17 protein-coding genes are annotated in these 15258 nt (G+C 62.4%); 12 read left to right on the top strand and 5 right to left on the bottom strand.

Annotation, left to right across the window (positions count from 1 at the left end; translation table 11 throughout):
* The 10 genes from HBO12_RS01875 (at position 1) to HBO12_RS01830 (ending at position 7279) form a co-directional block, all read left to right on the top strand.
* Complete coding sequence (locus tag HBO12_RS01875) at positions 1-315, top strand: c-type cytochrome (protein WP_170041267.1); 315 nt, start codon at positions 1-3, stop codon at positions 313-315.
* 16 nt (positions 316-331) lie between these two features.
* On the top strand, positions 332-658 hold the full coding sequence (locus HBO12_RS01870; RefSeq protein ID WP_169953114.1) for a c-type cytochrome: 327 nt from the start codon (positions 332-334) through the stop codon (positions 656-658).
* Positions 655-1827 (top strand): cytochrome D1 domain-containing protein, encoded by a 1173-nt coding sequence (locus HBO12_RS01865; protein ID WP_170041266.1) that lies wholly within the window; start codon positions 655-657, stop codon positions 1825-1827. The genes HBO12_RS01870 and HBO12_RS01865 overlap by 4 nt, the downstream gene beginning before the upstream one ends.
* A 1-nt stretch (position 1828) precedes the next feature.
* Positions 1829-2287, top strand: a complete 459-nt coding sequence (locus tag HBO12_RS01860; protein WP_169864180.1) for an Lrp/AsnC family transcriptional regulator — start codon at positions 1829-1831, stop codon at positions 2285-2287.
* Complete coding sequence (gene ahbB / locus HBO12_RS01855) at positions 2284-2799, top strand: siroheme decarboxylase subunit beta (RefSeq protein ID WP_169953109.1); 516 nt, start codon at positions 2284-2286, stop codon at positions 2797-2799. The genes HBO12_RS01860 and ahbB (HBO12_RS01855) overlap by 4 nt, the downstream gene beginning before the upstream one ends.
* Entirely contained in the window at positions 2792-3235 is a 444-nt protein-coding gene (locus HBO12_RS01850) for an Lrp/AsnC family transcriptional regulator (RefSeq protein ID WP_169953107.1), read from the top strand. The genes ahbB (HBO12_RS01855) and HBO12_RS01850 overlap by 8 nt, the downstream gene beginning before the upstream one ends.
* Positions 3210-3728, top strand: a complete 519-nt coding sequence (ahbB, locus tag HBO12_RS01845; protein ID WP_170041265.1) for a siroheme decarboxylase subunit beta — start codon at positions 3210-3212, stop codon at positions 3726-3728. The genes HBO12_RS01850 and ahbB (HBO12_RS01845) overlap by 26 nt, the downstream gene beginning before the upstream one ends.
* A gap of 14 nt (positions 3729-3742) precedes the next feature.
* Positions 3743-4921, top strand: coding sequence for a heme d1 biosynthesis radical SAM protein NirJ (nirJ, locus tag HBO12_RS01840; RefSeq protein ID WP_169953103.1), 1179 nt, complete (start codon positions 3743-3745; stop codon positions 4919-4921).
* A gap of 67 nt (positions 4922-4988) precedes the next feature.
* Entirely contained in the window at positions 4989-5822 is an 834-nt protein-coding gene (gene cobA, locus HBO12_RS01835) for a uroporphyrinogen-III C-methyltransferase (RefSeq protein WP_169953101.1), read from the top strand.
* Entirely contained in the window at positions 5819-7279 is a 1461-nt protein-coding gene (locus HBO12_RS01830; RefSeq protein WP_170041264.1) for a cytochrome D1 domain-containing protein, read from the top strand. Before cobA ends, HBO12_RS01830 begins: the two co-directional genes overlap by 4 nt.
* Before the next feature lie 159 nt (positions 7280-7438).
* Here HBO12_RS01830 and HBO12_RS01825 read toward each other — a convergent pair whose 3' ends face one another.
* The 3 genes from HBO12_RS01825 to HBO12_RS01815 all read right to left on the bottom strand — a co-directional run bounded on the left by HBO12_RS01825 (position 7439) and on the right by HBO12_RS01815 (position 12070).
* Positions 7439-8881 (bottom strand): outer membrane protein transport protein, encoded by a 1443-nt coding sequence (locus HBO12_RS01825; protein WP_169953096.1) that lies wholly within the window; start codon positions 8879-8881, stop codon positions 7439-7441.
* Positions 8882-8979: 98 nt separating this feature from the next.
* Complete coding sequence (praB, locus tag HBO12_RS01820; RefSeq protein ID WP_169953093.1) at positions 8980-9489, bottom strand: alkane oxidation protein activator PraB; 510 nt, start codon at positions 9487-9489, stop codon at positions 8980-8982.
* Between the two features lie 478 nt (positions 9490-9967).
* Positions 9968-12070, bottom strand: a complete 2103-nt coding sequence (locus HBO12_RS01815; RefSeq protein ID WP_170041263.1) for an EAL domain-containing protein — start codon at positions 12068-12070, stop codon at positions 9968-9970.
* A gap of 432 nt (positions 12071-12502) precedes the next feature.
* Between HBO12_RS01815 and HBO12_RS01810 the strand changes: the two genes are divergently transcribed.
* On the top strand, positions 12503-12715 hold the full coding sequence (locus HBO12_RS01810; protein ID WP_346266482.1) for a hypothetical protein: 213 nt from the start codon (positions 12503-12505) through the stop codon (positions 12713-12715).
* 32 nt (positions 12716-12747) lie between these two features.
* A complete protein-coding gene (locus tag HBO12_RS01805) occupies positions 12748-13086 on the top strand; it encodes a DUF6388 family protein (RefSeq protein ID WP_169953087.1) in 339 nt (112 codons plus the stop codon).
* A gap of 37 nt (positions 13087-13123) precedes the next feature.
* Here HBO12_RS01805 and HBO12_RS01800 read toward each other — a convergent pair whose 3' ends face one another.
* Positions 13124-13945, bottom strand: coding sequence for an aldo/keto reductase (locus HBO12_RS01800; RefSeq protein WP_169953085.1), 822 nt, complete (start codon positions 13943-13945; stop codon positions 13124-13126).
* Positions 13946-14002: 57 nt separating this feature from the next.
* Entirely contained in the window at positions 14003-15040 is a 1038-nt protein-coding gene (locus HBO12_RS01795; protein ID WP_170041262.1) for an AraC family transcriptional regulator, read from the bottom strand.
* Positions 15041-15258 lie beyond the last annotated feature (218 nt).

Below are 15258 nucleotides of genomic sequence, written 5' to 3'. Positions count from 1 at the left end.
ATGAAAAATATCCTGCTTGCACTCGCGGCCCTGGGCGCGGCGTTGAGCCTGTCCACGGCCGTTGCCGAGGATGGTGCGGCGCTGTTCAAGAGCAAACCCTGCGCTGCCTGCCACACCGTCGACAGCAAGATGGTGGGGCCGGCGCTCAAGGAAGTCGCGGCAAAAAATGCCGGCGTCAAGGACGCTGACAAAACCTTGGCCAGCCACATCAAGAACGGTACCCAGGGTAACTGGGGACCGATTCCGATGCCGGCCAACCCCGTCACCGATGCCGAAGCCCTGACCCTCGCCCAATGGGTGTTGAGCCTGAAATAAGCACAAGGAGCACGCCATGCAAGTCTCGATGATCGGTTCGGCCATGGCGTTGCTTTTCCTCATTCCCGCGCCGGTGCACGGAGCACCGGCGCCTGCGCGCCAGGTCCAGCTGGAACACCTGCTGACCCAGGACTGCGGGGCCTGTCACGGCCTGCATCTGACCGGTGGCCTGGGCCCGGCCCTGACGCCCCAAGCCCTGGCCGGGCAGACCCGCGATGCCCTGATTGCCACCGTGACCTATGGCCGCCCTGCCCTGGCGATGCCTGGCTGGGCGCCGTTGCTCAATGCCGGCGAAATTGCCTGGCTGGTGGATCGCCTCCTGCAAGGAACCCCTGCGCCATGATCCGTCCCCTGTTTGTGTGCATTGCCGGCCTGTTGCTCACGGCCTGTGTCCAGCCACCGCTACGCGGCACCGGCGACCTGGGCCTGGTGGTAGAACGTGCCAGCGGCAGCCTGCTGATTATCGACAGCAGCCACCAGGCGCGCCTGGCCCGGGTCGAGGGGCTGGGGGATTTGTCCCACGCCTCGGCGGTGTTCTCCCGGGACCAGCGCTACGCCTACCTCTTTGGCCGGGACGGCGGGTTGACCAAGGTTGACCTGCTGACCCAGCGCATCGACCAACGCCTGATCCAGGGCGGCAACAGCATCGGTGGCGCGATCAGCCAGGATGGGCGCCTGATTGCGGTCTCCAACTACCAGCCGGGCGGGGTCAAGGTGTTCGACGCGGTGACCCTGCAACAGGTGGCCGATATCCCGGCCACGCCCGTGGCCGACGGCAAACGCTCGCGGGTGGTGGGCCTGGTGGATGCGCCAGGGCAGCGCTTTGTGTTCAGCCTGTTTGATACCGACGAGATCTGGAGCGCCGATTTCAGCCAGGGCAACACCCCGGCCATCACCCGCTTCAGCGGTATTGGCCGCCAGCCCTATGACGCGCTGATCACTGCCGATGGCCGTTACTACATGGCCGGTTTGTTTGGCGAGGACGGCATGGCCCAGCTCGACCTGTGGCACCCCGAACTGGGGGTCAAGCGCGTGCTGGCCGATTACGGTCGCGGCCAGGAAAAACTGCCGGTGTACAAGATGCCGCATCTGGAAGGCTGGGCCGTGGCCGACAACCAGGCGTTCGTGCCCGCCGTGGGCCGGCACCAGGTGCTGGTGATGGACGCACGCACCTGGCAGCAGACCGCCGCCATCGCCGTGGCCGGCCAGCCGATTTTTGTCACCGCACGGCCTGATGGGCGCCAGTTGTGGGTCAACTTCGCCTACCCCGACAACGATCGGGTGCAGGTACTCGACAGTGAAACCCACCAGGTGGTCGCGGACCTGCGCCCCGGCCCCGGTGTGCTGCACATGGAATTCACCGGGCGCGGTGAGCAGCTGTGGTTGTCGGTTCGCGACGGCCAGCAGGTGCAGGTCTGGGATCCTTATCGTTTGACCTTGCTCAAGACCCTGCCGGCCGACAGCCCCAGCGGCATATTCTTCAGCAGCCGCGCGCAAAAAATGGGGTACTGAGATGGAACTGGATGAACTGACCGCACGCCTGATCGACCGCTATCAACACGGCATGCCGCTGTGTGCCGAGCCTTACCTGGAAATGGCGCAAACCCTGGGCTGCAGCGAGCGCGAGCTGATGGCCTGCCTGCAACGCCTGGAACTGGCGGGCGCGCTGTCGCGGGTCGGGCCGGTGTTCGATCACAGCCGTGCCGGCGCCAGTACCCTCGCCGCCCTGGCGGTGCCCGCCGAGCGCCTGGAGCAAGTGGCGGCGCGCATCAGCCGCTACCCCGAGGTCAATCACAACTACGCCCGCGAACATCACTACAACCTGTGGTTTGTGCTGACCGGGCCTAATCGCCGCCATCTGGAACAGATCCTGGAAGAGCTGGAAAAGGACACCGGCCTGATCCCCCTGGACCTGCCCATGCTCACCTCCTACCGCATCGACCTGGGTTTCGCCCTGGGAGTCCACCCGTGATCGCGCCGCTGAACCATGAACAATTGCTTGACCTGCGCCAGTGCCTGGAGCGTGGGCTGCCGCGCGTGTCGCGGCCCTATGAAGACCTCGCCGAGCAGATCGGAGCCCATCACCTGCAAGTGCTCAAGCAGATGCAGCAATGGCAGGAACAGGGTCTGTTCCGCCGCGTCGGCCTGGTGCTCAATCACCGCGCCCTGGGCTATGTGGCCAATGCGATGCTGGTGCTGGATGTGCCCGATGCACTGATCGATGAAGTCGGCCAGCGCCTGGGCCGCGCGCCGGGCATCACCCTGTGCTACCAGCGGCCACGGCGCTTGCCGCACTGGCGCTACAACCTGTTCTGCATGGTGCACGGGCGTGAACGCGCAGCGGTACAGGCGCAGATCGAGGCGCTGCTGCAACAGCATCTGCTCAGCGACCTGCCCCACCACCTGCTATTCAGCACGCGCATGTTCAAGCAATGCGGCGGGCGTTTTGCGCCGCCGCCGTCACAGGTGTGGGCCCATGGATGAACTCGACCGGCAACTGATCAATCGCCTGCAACGGGGCCTGCCGCTGGTGCGTGACCCATGGCAGGCAGTGGCTGATGAGCTACGCAGCACGCCCGACGCGTTGCTCGACCGCCTGCACCTGCTGCTCGAAGACGGCGTGCTGACGCGCTTCGGGCCGATGTTCGACATCGAGCGCCTGGGGGGCGCGTTCACCCTGGCCGCCCTTGCGGTGCCCGAATCACGTTTTGAAGAGGTCGCGGCGCAACTCAACGACCTGCCGCAAGTGGCCCACAACTACCGGCGCGAGCATCCCTGGAACATGTGGTTTGTGCTGGCCTGCGCAACCTGCGACGACCTCGACCAGACCCTAGCGCATATCCACACCCTGACCGGGCTTGAGGTGCTTAACCTGCCCAAGGAGCAAACCTACCATGTCGGCCTGTATTTCCCGGTTTGACGAGAACCTGGCCCAGCGCCTGATCCATTTGACCGAAGCCGGCCTGCCGCTGGTGGAAGACCCCTGGACCTGGCTCGCCGAGCAACTGGGTATCAGCGTCGAATCGACCCTGGACCTGCTCAAGCGCCTGCAAGGGGAAGGCGCCATCCGCCGGATCGCCGCCGTGCCCAATCACTATCGCCTGGGCTACCGCCACAACGGCATGACCGTGTGGGATGTGTGCGACGAACAGATGCCGCGCCTGGGCGAACTGATCGGCGCCCAGCCCTTTGTCAGCCACTGCTACCGCCGCCCCCGGCGCGCGGATTGGCCGTACAACCTGTTCGCCATGGTGCATGGGCGCAGCCGTGAAGAAATCGACAGTTACCGCGAACACCTGCGCTTCCTGCTGGGCGATGCCAACCGGGCGGACGAGATGCTGGTGAGCAGTCGCATCCTGAAAAAAACCGGCTTGCGCCTGAGCTCTCCCCTCGCTCCTGCACGTGCGCGCTGAAGAAGGAACATCTTATGCTTAGGATCAGTCATTACCTGCGCACCCTGGCCGGTCAATGCCCACCACCGCGCAGCGCCAAACCGGGCAGCCAGCGCGCGCCGGTGGTGATCTGGAACCTGCTGCGCCGTTGCAACCTGACCTGCAAGCACTGCTATGCCACCAGCGCCGACAGCGTGTTCCGCGATGAACTGGACACCGAGGCCGCACTGAAGGTGATCGATGACCTGCACGAGGCCGGGGTCAAGGTGTTGATTCTCTCGGGCGGCGAACCCCTGCTGCGCGAGGACCTGTTCCAACTCAGCGCCTATGCCCGTGCCAAGGGCTTTTTTGTTGCGCTGTCGAGCAATGGCACGCTGATCGATGAAGGCAACATCCAGCAGATCGCCGCCGCACGCTTTGACTATGTGGGCATCAGCATCGATGGCTTGAAGGCCACCCACGATGCATTCCGCCAATGCGAAGGTAGTTTCGAGCGCTCGATGCACGCCATCAACCTGTGCCGCCAGGCGGGTATCCGCGTCGGCCTGCGCACGACCCTGACCCAGGAAAACCACGCGCAGCTCCCGCAATTGCTGGCCTTGATGCGGGAATACGATGTGCAGAAGTTTTACCTCTCGCACCTCAACTACAGTGGGCGCGGCAAACGCAGCCGGCAACTGGACGCGCACCAGCAGATGAGCCGCGAGGCCATGCTGATGATTTTCCAGCAGGCCTGGGACGACATCCAGAATGGCGTGGCCAGTGATTTTGTCAGCGGCAACAACGACGCCGACGCCGTGTTGTTGCTGCAATGGGTGCACCAGCACCTGCCGGAACACTACCCGCAACTTGAACACCTGCTGCATGCCTGGGGCGGCAATGCCTCGGGCAGCGGCATTGCCAATATCGACAACACCGGCGAAGTGCACCCGGACACTTACTGGTGGCAATACTCGGTGGGCAATGTGCGCCACACCTCGTTCCGCGAGATCTGGCTGGAGCGCCCCGACCCGTTGCTGCTGCGCCTGCGCCAATACCCACGCCAGATCGGTGGCCGTTGTACCGAGTGCCGCTGGCTGGGGATCTGCAACGGCAACACGCGCACCCGCGCCTGGGCCGACGGCGACCTCTGGGGCCCGGACCCCGGTTGCTACCTCAGCGATGCAGAGATCGCCCGTACACCGCCCACCTTGATTCCTTGCTCGGCACGCTGAACCACCGGCCGGCCACCTGGTGACACAACCGGGGGCCGCCAACCTGATGATGAACCAAGGAAGTCTCATGCACTCATCCCACGCATTACCCTCCGTGCTGCACAGCCCCTTCCACCCCGGCGAAGTCGCCCTGGTCGGCGCCGGCCCCGGTGACCCGCGCCTGCTCACCCTGCGCGCCTGGAGCCTGCTGATGCAGGCCGATGCGGTGGTGTTCGATCGCCTGATCAGTGCCGATCTGCTGGCCCTGATCCCACTGACCTGCGCCCGGCATTACGTGGGCAAGGCCAGCGGTTATCACAGCCTGCCCCAGGCGCAGATCAACGAACTGCTGGCCGAACTGGCCCAGCAGGGGCAGCGGGTGGTGCGGCTCAAGGGCGGCGACCCGTTCGTGTTTGGCCGCGGTGCCGAAGAGCTGGAGTACCTGCTGGCGCAAGGTGTGTCGTGCCAGGTGGTGCCCGGCATCACGGCGGCATCCGGTTGCAGCGCCTATGCGGGCATCCCGCTGACCCATCGTGACCTGGTCAACTCGTGCCGCTTCGTCACCGGGCATTTGCAGCGCGACGGCGAATTGAAGCTGCCCTGGGACAGCCTCGCCGACGGCAGCCAGACCCTGGTGTTCTACATGGGCCTGTCGAACCTGGCGATGATCGCCGAGCGCCTGATCGGTGCCGGCCTGCCCGGCGACACGCCAGCGGCGCTGATCTGCAACGGCGCCCGCGCCGACCAGCAGGTGCATCGCGGCACCCTGCGCCTGCTGCCAGCCCTGGCGCTGATGTGCGAGCCCGGCGTGCCGACCTTGACGGTGATCGGGCAGGTGGTCGACCTGTTTGCCGACGCCGCCCTGCACTACCCCGCCAGCCTTGTGCCCGGCCACTTCGCGGCGTCCAGGGTGGCGGTATGAAACGCCTGTGGCTGGTGCCGCTGCTCTGGGCCAGCGCCGCCCACGGCGCACCGGATGCCGCCGCCGATTACCAGCAGCATTGCCAAAGCTGCCATGGCCTCAACCGGGTCGGCAGCAGCGGCCCGGCGTTGTTGCCCGAGAGCCTGGGGCGAATCAAGCCGGCCGAGATGCGCCAGGTGATCGAACACGGCCGCCCGGCCAGCCAGATGGCGGCATTCGCGCCGCTGCTGACGGCGCAACAGATCGACGCCCTGGTGAGTTTTCTGCAACAGCCGCCGGCCACCCCCGCGACCTGGAACGAACAGGATATCCGTAGCAGCCATCGCCAATTGGCCGACCTCAGCCAACTGCCGAGCACCCCGCAACACCACGCCGACCCGCTGAACCTGTTTGTGGTGGTGGAGTCCGGCGACCATCACATCGATATTCTCGACGGTGACCGCTTTGAAGTGCTCGACCGCTTTGCCTCGCACTTTGCCGTACATGGCGGGCCGAAGTTTTCTCCGGACGGGCGTTTTGTGTACTTTGCTTCGCGCGACGGCTGGATCAGCCTGTATGACCTGCACAACCTCAAGTTGATCGCCGAGGTCCGCGCCGGGCTCAATACCCGCAACCTCGCGGTGAGCAAGGACGGGCGCTGGGTGCTGGTGGGCAATTACCTGCCGGGCAACCTGGTGGTGCTGGATGCGCGCGATCTGTCGCTGGTCAAGACCTTACCGACAAACTCGCGGGTCAGCGCGGTGTACACCGCTCCTCCGCGCAACAGCTTTATCGTCGCCCTCAAGGATGTGAATGAGGTTTGGGAGTTGTCCTATGCGGCGCCCAGCCCGAGCTTCGAACCCCGGCGCATCCAGGCCCAGGATGTGCTCGATGACTTTTCCTTTTCACCTGACTATCGCCAACTGCTCGCCACCTCGCGCAAGGCCGGCGGCGGGCAAGTGATCGACCTCGACTCCGGGCAGGTGGTCACCGACATTGCGCTGGCCGGCATGCCGCACCTGGGCTCGGGGACTTACTGGCAGCGCAACGGGCAGTGGGTGTTTGCCACGCCGAATATCAGCAAGGGGCAGATTTCGGTGCTGGACCTCAAGACCTGGAAGCTGATCAAACAGATCCCCACCCTCGGGCCGGGGTTCTTTATGCGCAGCCACAGCAACTCGCGCTATGTGTGGAGTGATGTGTTTTTTGCACCCGGCAATGATGCGATCCACTTGATCGACAAGCAGACCCTGGAAATCGCCCACACCTTGCGGCCCATGCCGGGCAAGACGGCGGCGCACGTGGAGTTCACCCGGGATGGGCGTTACCTGCTGTTGAGCATCTGGGATCGCGAGGGTGCGTTGATCGTGTATGACAGCCAGACGCTGCAGGAGGTCAAGCGGATTCCCATGAACAAGCCTTCGGGCAAGTACAACGTGGGGAACAAGATCGAGTTTGCTGAGGGGACTTCACATTGATGTGGGGGTGGGTGACTGGCGATAGCGGTGTACCCGCCAAGAGGGATGGTGAGTGGGCTGCAGCTATCGCGGGCAAGCCCGCTCCCACAGGGGATCTGCTTGGCCACACCACCGACCCACTGTAGGAGCTGGCTAGCCCGTTCTCGCAGGGGATCTCGCTCAGAAGGCGTAGGTAGCCCCCAGGCTAAGCACTTCGCCTTTGATCTGGGCTTTTCCCTCTAGCGACGCGGCGCCAAGACGGTCAATGTTCTTGGTCTTGAGCTTGACACTTTGCACAAACTGCCGCGAATAAGCGCCGTCGATGCTCAAGCCCGGAATCGCCCGGATGTGGTAGCCAAAACCCAGGGACGCAAATACCCGATCACCATCCGGGATCCGTGGGTCGCGGGTGGAGTTGGGGGTTGGGGTCTGGTCAAATGCTACGCCGCTGCGCAGGGTGAAGTCGTCGGTGAGGGCGTAGTCGCCACCGATGGCGTACGTCCAGGTGTTTTTGTAGTTGTACGGAATCGATACCAGGGTGCTGCCATCCGACTTCAAGGTCAGCGCCTTGAACGATGACCATTGGGTCCAGGTGGCACTCAGGCCCAGGGTCAAGCGCTCAGAAAACCGGTGGACCCAGTCCAGGGACGCATTGGCCGGGATGTCCAACTGTGCCGAGGCATTGGCACCGCCGGGATACAGATGCAGGCCCGGATAGGCCAGTTCGACCAGGGTCTTGCCATCGAGTACCGGGGTGGTCATCAGGTCCCTGGAAAGTGCATCGGCGTGGATATTGTATTTACCCTCCAGCTTGTTACTGATCTTGGCGTGGTAGTTCAGGCCGAAGGTGTCGTGCAACGTCGGCTTCCAGGCCATGCCGGCAAACCAGCCCAGGGAGGTGTTGTCGACCTTGACCCGCATCAAGGCGCTGCCCTGGCCGGCCGGAAAGGGAATGTTGCCCAGGTCCGGCGACTGCGCGGCGGCGGCATACAGGTCGACGTTCTGGCTCACGAAGCCTTTGGTGTGCTGCACAATCGCACCGCCGCCCACGGCAAACTGCTCATTGACCTTGAACGATAACGAACCGGTCAGGCCCACGGTTTCGATCTTGGTGTCCACCGCAAAGTCGCGGCCTTTCCAGTCTTCGTCCCACGTCGTGCGTGCGCCCATGGGCACCACTTGGCTCAGGCCGAAGGCAAAGCGCTCGTTGAGCGGTATCACCACAAAGCCGCTCGGCACCCAGGCGTCGAAGCCGCCTTGGCCACCGTTGCCGGTACGGGGGGTGGACGTCGTGAGGCCAGTGTCCGGGTCGAACACCGTGCTGGACGCCGGATTGCCCATGTAGTCATGTGCCGAGCCTTTGTATTTGATGTCGATGTCGGCGTAGTTGAGGGTGAACTGCGAGATGCTCTGGTCAATGAATGCCATCGCCGCCGGGTTGTTGTAGGCCGCCGAGGGATCGTTCTGGAACATCGCTCCTCCACCGAACGCCCGCCCCCAGCCGGCAGTACTGGCCGTCGGCGTCATGAATGCGCCCGCCTGGACCTGACTGCCCCCGGCCATCAGCCCAGCCCACATTGCCAGGCCGAGGCATACCCGGGCCTGCTGCTTCTTGTCACTCATGCTCGACTCCTTTTTGTTATCCGCCGTACAACAGGCGCCTCTATCGAGGCGCCTGCCTTTCACGGGTGATCAGCCCTTTGCACCAGAGAGTGAGTTGCTCACGGCCCTACGCTGAGCGTCGGCACCCTGACGCTCAGGGATTGGACGGCGCAGTTGCCGGACAGCGGTTGGTTTTTACCGGTCAGGGTGCGGGTCGCCTGGTCCCATTCACCATTCAACGTACCCGCGCCGCAGTTGGATGCCGGGAATGCCACGGTCCAGCCCACGTTTGACACGGTGCCAGTGCCGGTGCCGGTGCTCGCGTTATAGCTGGTGGCGGTCAACACCCAGCCAGGAGACGGAATGTTTTTCAGCTTCGGCAGATTGCACAGGCCACCGCCGGTCAACGTGGCCGACGTCACGGTGGCGACACCACCGCTGACATTGCCGCCGAACACGATGCCGCACGAAATGGGAGCTCCCAGGGAAGATGGCGACGTTACAACAATGGTGCCTGGATCAGTGGTAAACGGGCCTTCCGGGGTGATCGACACAGCGCTGGCCATGGAAGCTGCGCCAAACAGCAGAGCAAAGGAACTTATACAAACGAGGGTCTTCAAGCTTTTCATTATTTTTCCTCACATAAATAGCGAACTAAGTCGCCGGGATAATGGCCATGATCAAGCGCCCACGGTAAACCGCAAGACGCTCTTTCCAGCCAAAGTCAAATTCAACTAACGATATACTTACACTTGTTTAAGCAACAACTTCCCGAGTCAAAGCCGCATTGAGTCCGCCGTAATGATTAATCGGCAGATCACTAAAAGCCAAACTTTGCGCAGGTGTAACTTAAAATCCTTGCGCGCCTCAACTGCCATGCCTGCCGCACTAAAAACCAAGGCATAGACACTGAGCAAGGACACAGCCATTAAGTAAGTTTCAATTTAAAATTCTTTTTCAAAATTCGTATTAAATAATCTACCTGAAAAAACGCCGCACACCAGAGGGCATTTTCCATTTGCGACTAGTCCTACGAATTAGCTGTGTATGCAGTAGGAAGCCCCATTAAAACGGACACTTCAATACGTGGGTTATATGTAGAAGGACTTATACGCCGGCCTGCGCATTACCATTGGCCGCACATTTGCGCACAAAGTCTTGTACCCCGTCACAGGGCAATGCTTTGCTGAAATACCAGCCCTGGATAATCAGCTCTGCCCCGGCGTGGCCCCTGCCCGACTGCACAAAGGCCAACTGCTCGGCCGTTTCCACTCCTTCAACCACCACTCCCAGGTTCAGCGCTTCGCAAAAGCGCAACATGCCGATCAATACCTGGGCGCCCTTGGGGTCCTGCTGGGCCACGACAAAGCTGCGGTCGATCTTGATGAAGTCCACCGGGAACTGGTGCAGATAACTCAGCGCGGAAAACCCGGTGCCAAAGTCGTCGATATAGACCTTGGCCCCAATGCCCTGCAGTTTTTCGATCATCTGCCGGGTCATCTGAATGTCGCCCACCAGCGCATCCTCGGTAATCTCCACCGACACCTGGCCGTTGGCCTGGGACAGGATTTGCACCAATTGCCGGCCATACGCCGGGGCGGTCAGGGTGGCACTGGAGACATTGATGGTGATTGGCAGCGCAAAGCCGATTTTCTGCCACTTCAGGTATTGGCGTACGGCCTGGGAGGCGACCCACAAGTCCACGTCCGGCATCAACCGGGCCTGGGCCAGCCACTGGAGGAACTCCCAGGGCGAATGCACCTTGCCTTGGCCATCGCGGGCCCGCATCAGTGCTTCGCAGCCAGTGCACAGGCCCGTCAGGGAGGACACCTGGGGTTGGTACTCCAGGTAGAACTCGTAGTCGCTGATCTGCTGGATCCTGCTCAATTCAATGGCCTGGCGTGCCAGCGCCTTGTGCGACGCCAGCACCGGGTCCAGTTCCAGCAGGCGGCCTTTTTCTTCGAGCCCGTGAAAGGTCATGTCAAATGACTTGAGGTAAACCGTACCGCCCTCTTGCGCCTGGCGATGGATCGCGCGCACGTAGGGCGCATAGACGAGCGTGCCCAAGCCCAGCAGCACCAGTTGCAACGCCACCGCAGCCAGGTCGCCCTGGGTGCTCAGGTAGGCATTGAGCAGCACCGGCGCGGTAAATGGCACGCTGGCCACCGCAGGCGAGACCCAGCCGGCCTGCACTACCAGTAACGCCAATACCGTGTTGATCACCGGCACGGCTAAAAAGGGTATGAACAGGCGCGGGTTGAGGATGATCGGCAGGCCGAACAGCAACACTTCGCTGACGTTGAACAGTGACAGCGGCAGGCTGGCCACTGCCAGCAGGCGCATGGATTGGGTCTTGGAAAACAGCAGGATCGCCAGCAACAGGCACAGGGAACCGCCAGCGCCACCAATAAAGGCAAAGCAGCCCAGCAGGCCGCCGTTCAACAGGTACCGGATCGGTTCCCCCGCCGCCAGCGCCGTGCTGTTGAGCACCACGGCCTGGTCCAGTGCGTCAAACAGCGGTTGCATCGCATACACACCATGGATGCCAAAAAACCACAGCAGCGAGTTGATCGCCGTGACAAACATCCCGCTGCCATAAGGCGACTGCAACGCATCAAGCATTACCGGGCCCTGGAACTGCACCACATGGGGTACCTGCAACAGCAACGACAAGATCACCACCAGCAGCAATGCGGTGATTGCCCCTGGCACCACCATGTTGACGGTGCCCTTGAGGTTGTGCCCCACCAGGTCTTCGTTGACCAGGCGGGTCCAGCGCCACCGATGCAGCCAGGCAATCGCCGGGACATTGATCAGTGGCGAAGCAATAGCAATAAACAGAACGAAGGTTGCCGACGCCCGTGGATAATCGCGCAGGACAAAGGTCGCAATGACCACATGCGCCAGGCACAGGAAGGCCACCGGCAACTGTGGCAAGCGGTGCTGGATCGCCAGCATATAGCCGATGGAAGCCGCCACCAGCAGCGGGATCACTGAACTGATCTTGGCGTGCAGGCCCGCCAGGAAGGCCACCAGCGGCGGGGGAAAATCGAGGATACGCGCACATTCAGACAACAGCAGGAACCCTGCCGAAATCAGCAGGCACGGCAAGATCCATAGCAAGCCTTCGCGGATGGCCCGCAACGACTCTGTGCTCGCCAAAGCCGCCAGGCGCCGGGTGAAGAAGAGTTTGAACAGCGTTTGCGCCATGATTATCTCCTTGCCCTGGGGCCATCCCAGCGGGGCCAGCCCCTCGACCAGAGTCTTCAACGATGGCTTAACGCTACACGTGCAGGCCGCGAAAATGAAAGGACTTTGCCGCGTCTGGCGGCGATGCGCCGTCTTGCGGGGCCAGTTGGCGTGCAGACAAGGGTGTAATTTCCTACGCTTTTTGAAACAATAGTGCGCTTACGGGCCTTGCGCCCACGCGTCTGGAGCAGGTTTTCGGAACCAACTGCAGCCCGCACAGGTCATCAGCTTCGTGGGTCTGTCGACCCCCAGGCCGGTATCGAACGACTCGAGCCACGGACCACTTTTACACCCAAGGGGTCGCTACGCCGACTGCCCCAGGGATCTCAGGGAGATGTATTGAACATGCAACGCAGGATTTCAAATCGCGCACGACCTCTGGTTTTCACTGTAGTGCTCTGGTTGTGTGGGGTCGCCGTACTGTTTTTGATCAAGGCCGCGGTCGAAGCCGTCGAAGGGCCTATCAGCAAAACCTGGGTCGACTTGACCCTGGTGCTCGCTGCGTACCTGTTTTTCTTTATGCTCGATCCGCTGCAACAGTGGACGGCCAATCGCCTGCGTAAACGCGCCCGCCGCAAGAGCCGCTACGAACAAGCCTCGTCCTGAGGTCGGGCAACCTGTACTGCTGGAGTAACCCCTTGTCTGAACCTGGCGAAAACCTTCGGCTTGCCCTGGATATTTTCCTGGAGCAGCGCCCCGAGTTGCGCGCCGAACTGGACACGCTGAACCCCTTGGCCGCCCAGGCCAAGCGCGAAACCATGGCCCAATACCGTGCCGAACGCCTGCACGAAGCCTTTGAGGCCGAGGCCGAGGCGCAGAACCTGTTCGCCTGGGAGCTGACGCTGCAGCTGATCAGCCAGTCGCCGCAGGAGTTCGAGACCAAGCGCCTGGAAGTGCATAAGGAAGTGGCCCAGATGGCAGGCCTGGAGTGGGCTGAGTACTGTCAGTTACATGGCCTGGCTGACCGTAGCGGGTAACCTTTGCGGGCAGCGAAAACGGCATCGCGTCGCGACATCACACCATCGCCAGCGGATGCTTGCGTATCGGCGCACCGAATACCCGGTCGATGGCGTCCAGGTCATGCTCGTCGAGCACCAGCCTGGCCGCCGCCGCGTTGAGACGCACGTGCTCGGGGGTCACGGCCTTGGGGATGGCGATAACGCCGTCCTGGCGCAATACCCACGCCAGGGCAACCTGGGCCGGTGTCACCCCATGGCGACGGGCAATCTGCTTGAGGGTGGGGCTGGCCAGCAGCTGTCCACCCTGGGCGATTGGGCAGTACGCCATCAACGGCAGGTTGTGTTGTTGCCACCAGGGCAACAGGTCGAACTCGATGCCGCGTTGTTCGATGTTGTAGAGCACCTGATTGGTGGCGCAGGCAGGTGATGCCAACTCTTGAAGGTCCGAGACGTCGAAGTTGGACACACCCCAGCGCCCGATTTTGCCGGCGTCACGCAGCCGTTCAAAGGCTTCAACCGTTTCTGCAAGGGGGTATTGCCCGCGCCAGTGCAGGAGGTACAAGTCGATGTGGTCGGTACCCAGGCGCTTGAGGCTGGCCTCGCAGGCGCGGGGAATCCCGGCTTTGCTGGCGTTGTGGGGGTAGACCTTGCTGACCAGGAACACCTGCTCGCGGCGCCCCTGGATCGCCTGCCCGACCACTTCTTCAGCACCGCCCTCGCCGTACATCTCGGCGGTGTCGATCAGGGTCATGCCTTCGTCGATGCCCAGTTGCAGCGCAGCGACTTGTGCCGTTCGCTGTCCAGGGTCTTCACCCATACGCCAAGTGCCTTGGCCGATGACCGGAACCGGGGTACCCGCCAGATCGATGGTGCGCATGCCAACCTCCAGATAAGTGTGCGTTGCCCTAATGTGGCACTGAGCGGGCTGCGGGGTTCAATGCAAATCCGTGGGCATGCCCCGAAACGCACTGGGGCTGAGCCCCGTCCAGCGCTTGAACGCTCGGCGAAAACTGCGTACGTCACTGTAGCCGACCTCTTGGGTAATACGCTCGATGGACAACCCGGGGTTGCCCAGCAGCCCCATGGTGCGGGAGCGACGTACCTGTTCGAGCAAGGCTTCGAACGTCAGCCCATGGTCGGTCAGGCGCCGGCGCAGGGTGCGCCCGCTCATGTTCAGGTCACGGGCAACTTTTTCTAGCTGGCTGCCCTGCAAGTCGCGGGAAATGGCGCGTTCCACCGCCTGGATCAGGTCCATTTTGCGGTGCAGTTCGGCACTTTCCAGTTCCAGCAGGCCAAGGGCCTGACGCAATGCCAGGGCATGGTGGTTGGGCAACGGCACATCAAGCCACCGGGTCTCCAGGACCATGCGGTTATGCAGGCAGCCAAAGCGCACATCGTCACCGAACAAACGCTGGTACTCGCCGGCATACACCGGCGGCGCATGCATGAATTCCATGCGCAATGGCTTGAACTCGCTGCCCACCAGGGTGCGACCGTAGATCATGAGGCTGGCGAAGAACTCCTCGGCGGCAAACACCTGGACCTCGGCATAGGGCAACAGGCATTCGACATCCACCATGACCTCCTGCGCACCTTCATGGGTGCGTGAGGTGGCGATGCCGCCGGAGGTGTGTTGGTGGCGCTCGCCCACGGCAAAGGCATCGCGCAAGGTCTTGCACAACGAGATGACATGCCCCAGCAGGCCCAGGGTGCCCAGCACGTTCTGATTGCCGACACACAGGCCCAGGCCCTGCTCGGGCAGGATCTTGAGGGCACGCTGGATCATCGCCACCGCCTGGCGATAGGAAATGCGTAGCGCCGGGTCTTCCAGGTCGGCCAGGGTAAACCCCAGGCCACGGCACAGATGCTCGGCATTGGCGCCCTTTTGCGCCACGACCTGCCCCAGGGTCTGCAGGAGAAAAGGCGACACCAGCGCCAATTCGTAGTGTGGATCAACGGTTTTGCTGTGCATGGATCTGCGATTCCCGACTCTATGCCCGGTTATTGTTTTAGAAACATCCTGACAATCATAGGTGCTTGCAAGGCTCGCCGCACTCTGAATGAACGGTGTCCGGCAAAGCCCCCTTATGTGGCCGCCAATACCCTGCCCACTGGGGCGCCAAGGGCTTATTTCTATGGGCGCGGCTGCGATGAGGGCCGCCGGTGCATTCATCCAACAATAATAATGAG

The organism is Pseudomonas sp. WS 5059 (genome assembly GCF_012985525.1).
GTDB lineage: Bacteria > Pseudomonadota > Gammaproteobacteria > Pseudomonadales > Pseudomonadaceae > Aquipseudomonas.
This window is presented reverse-complemented; position numbering and strand designations above follow the sequence as displayed.

Coding starts and splice junctions, on each gene's coding strand:
- HBO12_RS01875 (WP_170041267.1), top strand. CDS start 1: ATGAAAAATATCCTGCTTGCACTCGCGGCCCTGGGCGCGGCGTTGAGC.
- HBO12_RS01870 (WP_169953114.1), top strand. CDS start 332: ATGCAAGTCTCGATGATCGGTTCGGCCATGGCGTTGCTTTTCCTCATT.
- HBO12_RS01865 (WP_170041266.1), top strand. CDS start 655: ATGATCCGTCCCCTGTTTGTGTGCATTGCCGGCCTGTTGCTCACGGCC.
- HBO12_RS01860 (WP_169864180.1), top strand. CDS start 1,829: ATGGAACTGGATGAACTGACCGCACGCCTGATCGACCGCTATCAACAC.
- HBO12_RS01850 (WP_169953107.1), top strand. CDS start 2,792: ATGGATGAACTCGACCGGCAACTGATCAATCGCCTGCAACGGGGCCTG.
- ahbB (WP_170041265.1), top strand. CDS start 3,210: ATGTCGGCCTGTATTTCCCGGTTTGACGAGAACCTGGCCCAGCGCCTG.
- nirJ (WP_169953103.1), top strand. CDS start 3,743: ATGCTTAGGATCAGTCATTACCTGCGCACCCTGGCCGGTCAATGCCCA.
- cobA (WP_169953101.1), top strand. CDS start 4,989: ATGCACTCATCCCACGCATTACCCTCCGTGCTGCACAGCCCCTTCCAC.
- HBO12_RS01830 (WP_170041264.1), top strand. CDS start 5,819: ATGAAACGCCTGTGGCTGGTGCCGCTGCTCTGGGCCAGCGCCGCCCAC.
- HBO12_RS01825 (WP_169953096.1), bottom strand. CDS start 8,881: ATGAGTGACAAGAAGCAGCAGGCCCGGGTATGCCTCGGCCTGGCAATG.
- praB (WP_169953093.1), bottom strand. CDS start 9,489: ATGAAAAGCTTGAAGACCCTCGTTTGTATAAGTTCCTTTGCTCTGCTG.
- HBO12_RS01815 (WP_170041263.1), bottom strand. CDS start 12,070: ATGGCGCAAACGCTGTTCAAACTCTTCTTCACCCGGCGCCTGGCGGCT.
- HBO12_RS01800 (WP_169953085.1), bottom strand. CDS start 13,945: ATGCGCACCATCGATCTGGCGGGTACCCCGGTTCCGGTCATCGGCCAA.
- HBO12_RS01795 (WP_170041262.1), bottom strand. CDS start 15,040: ATGCACAGCAAAACCGTTGATCCACACTACGAATTGGCGCTGGTGTCG.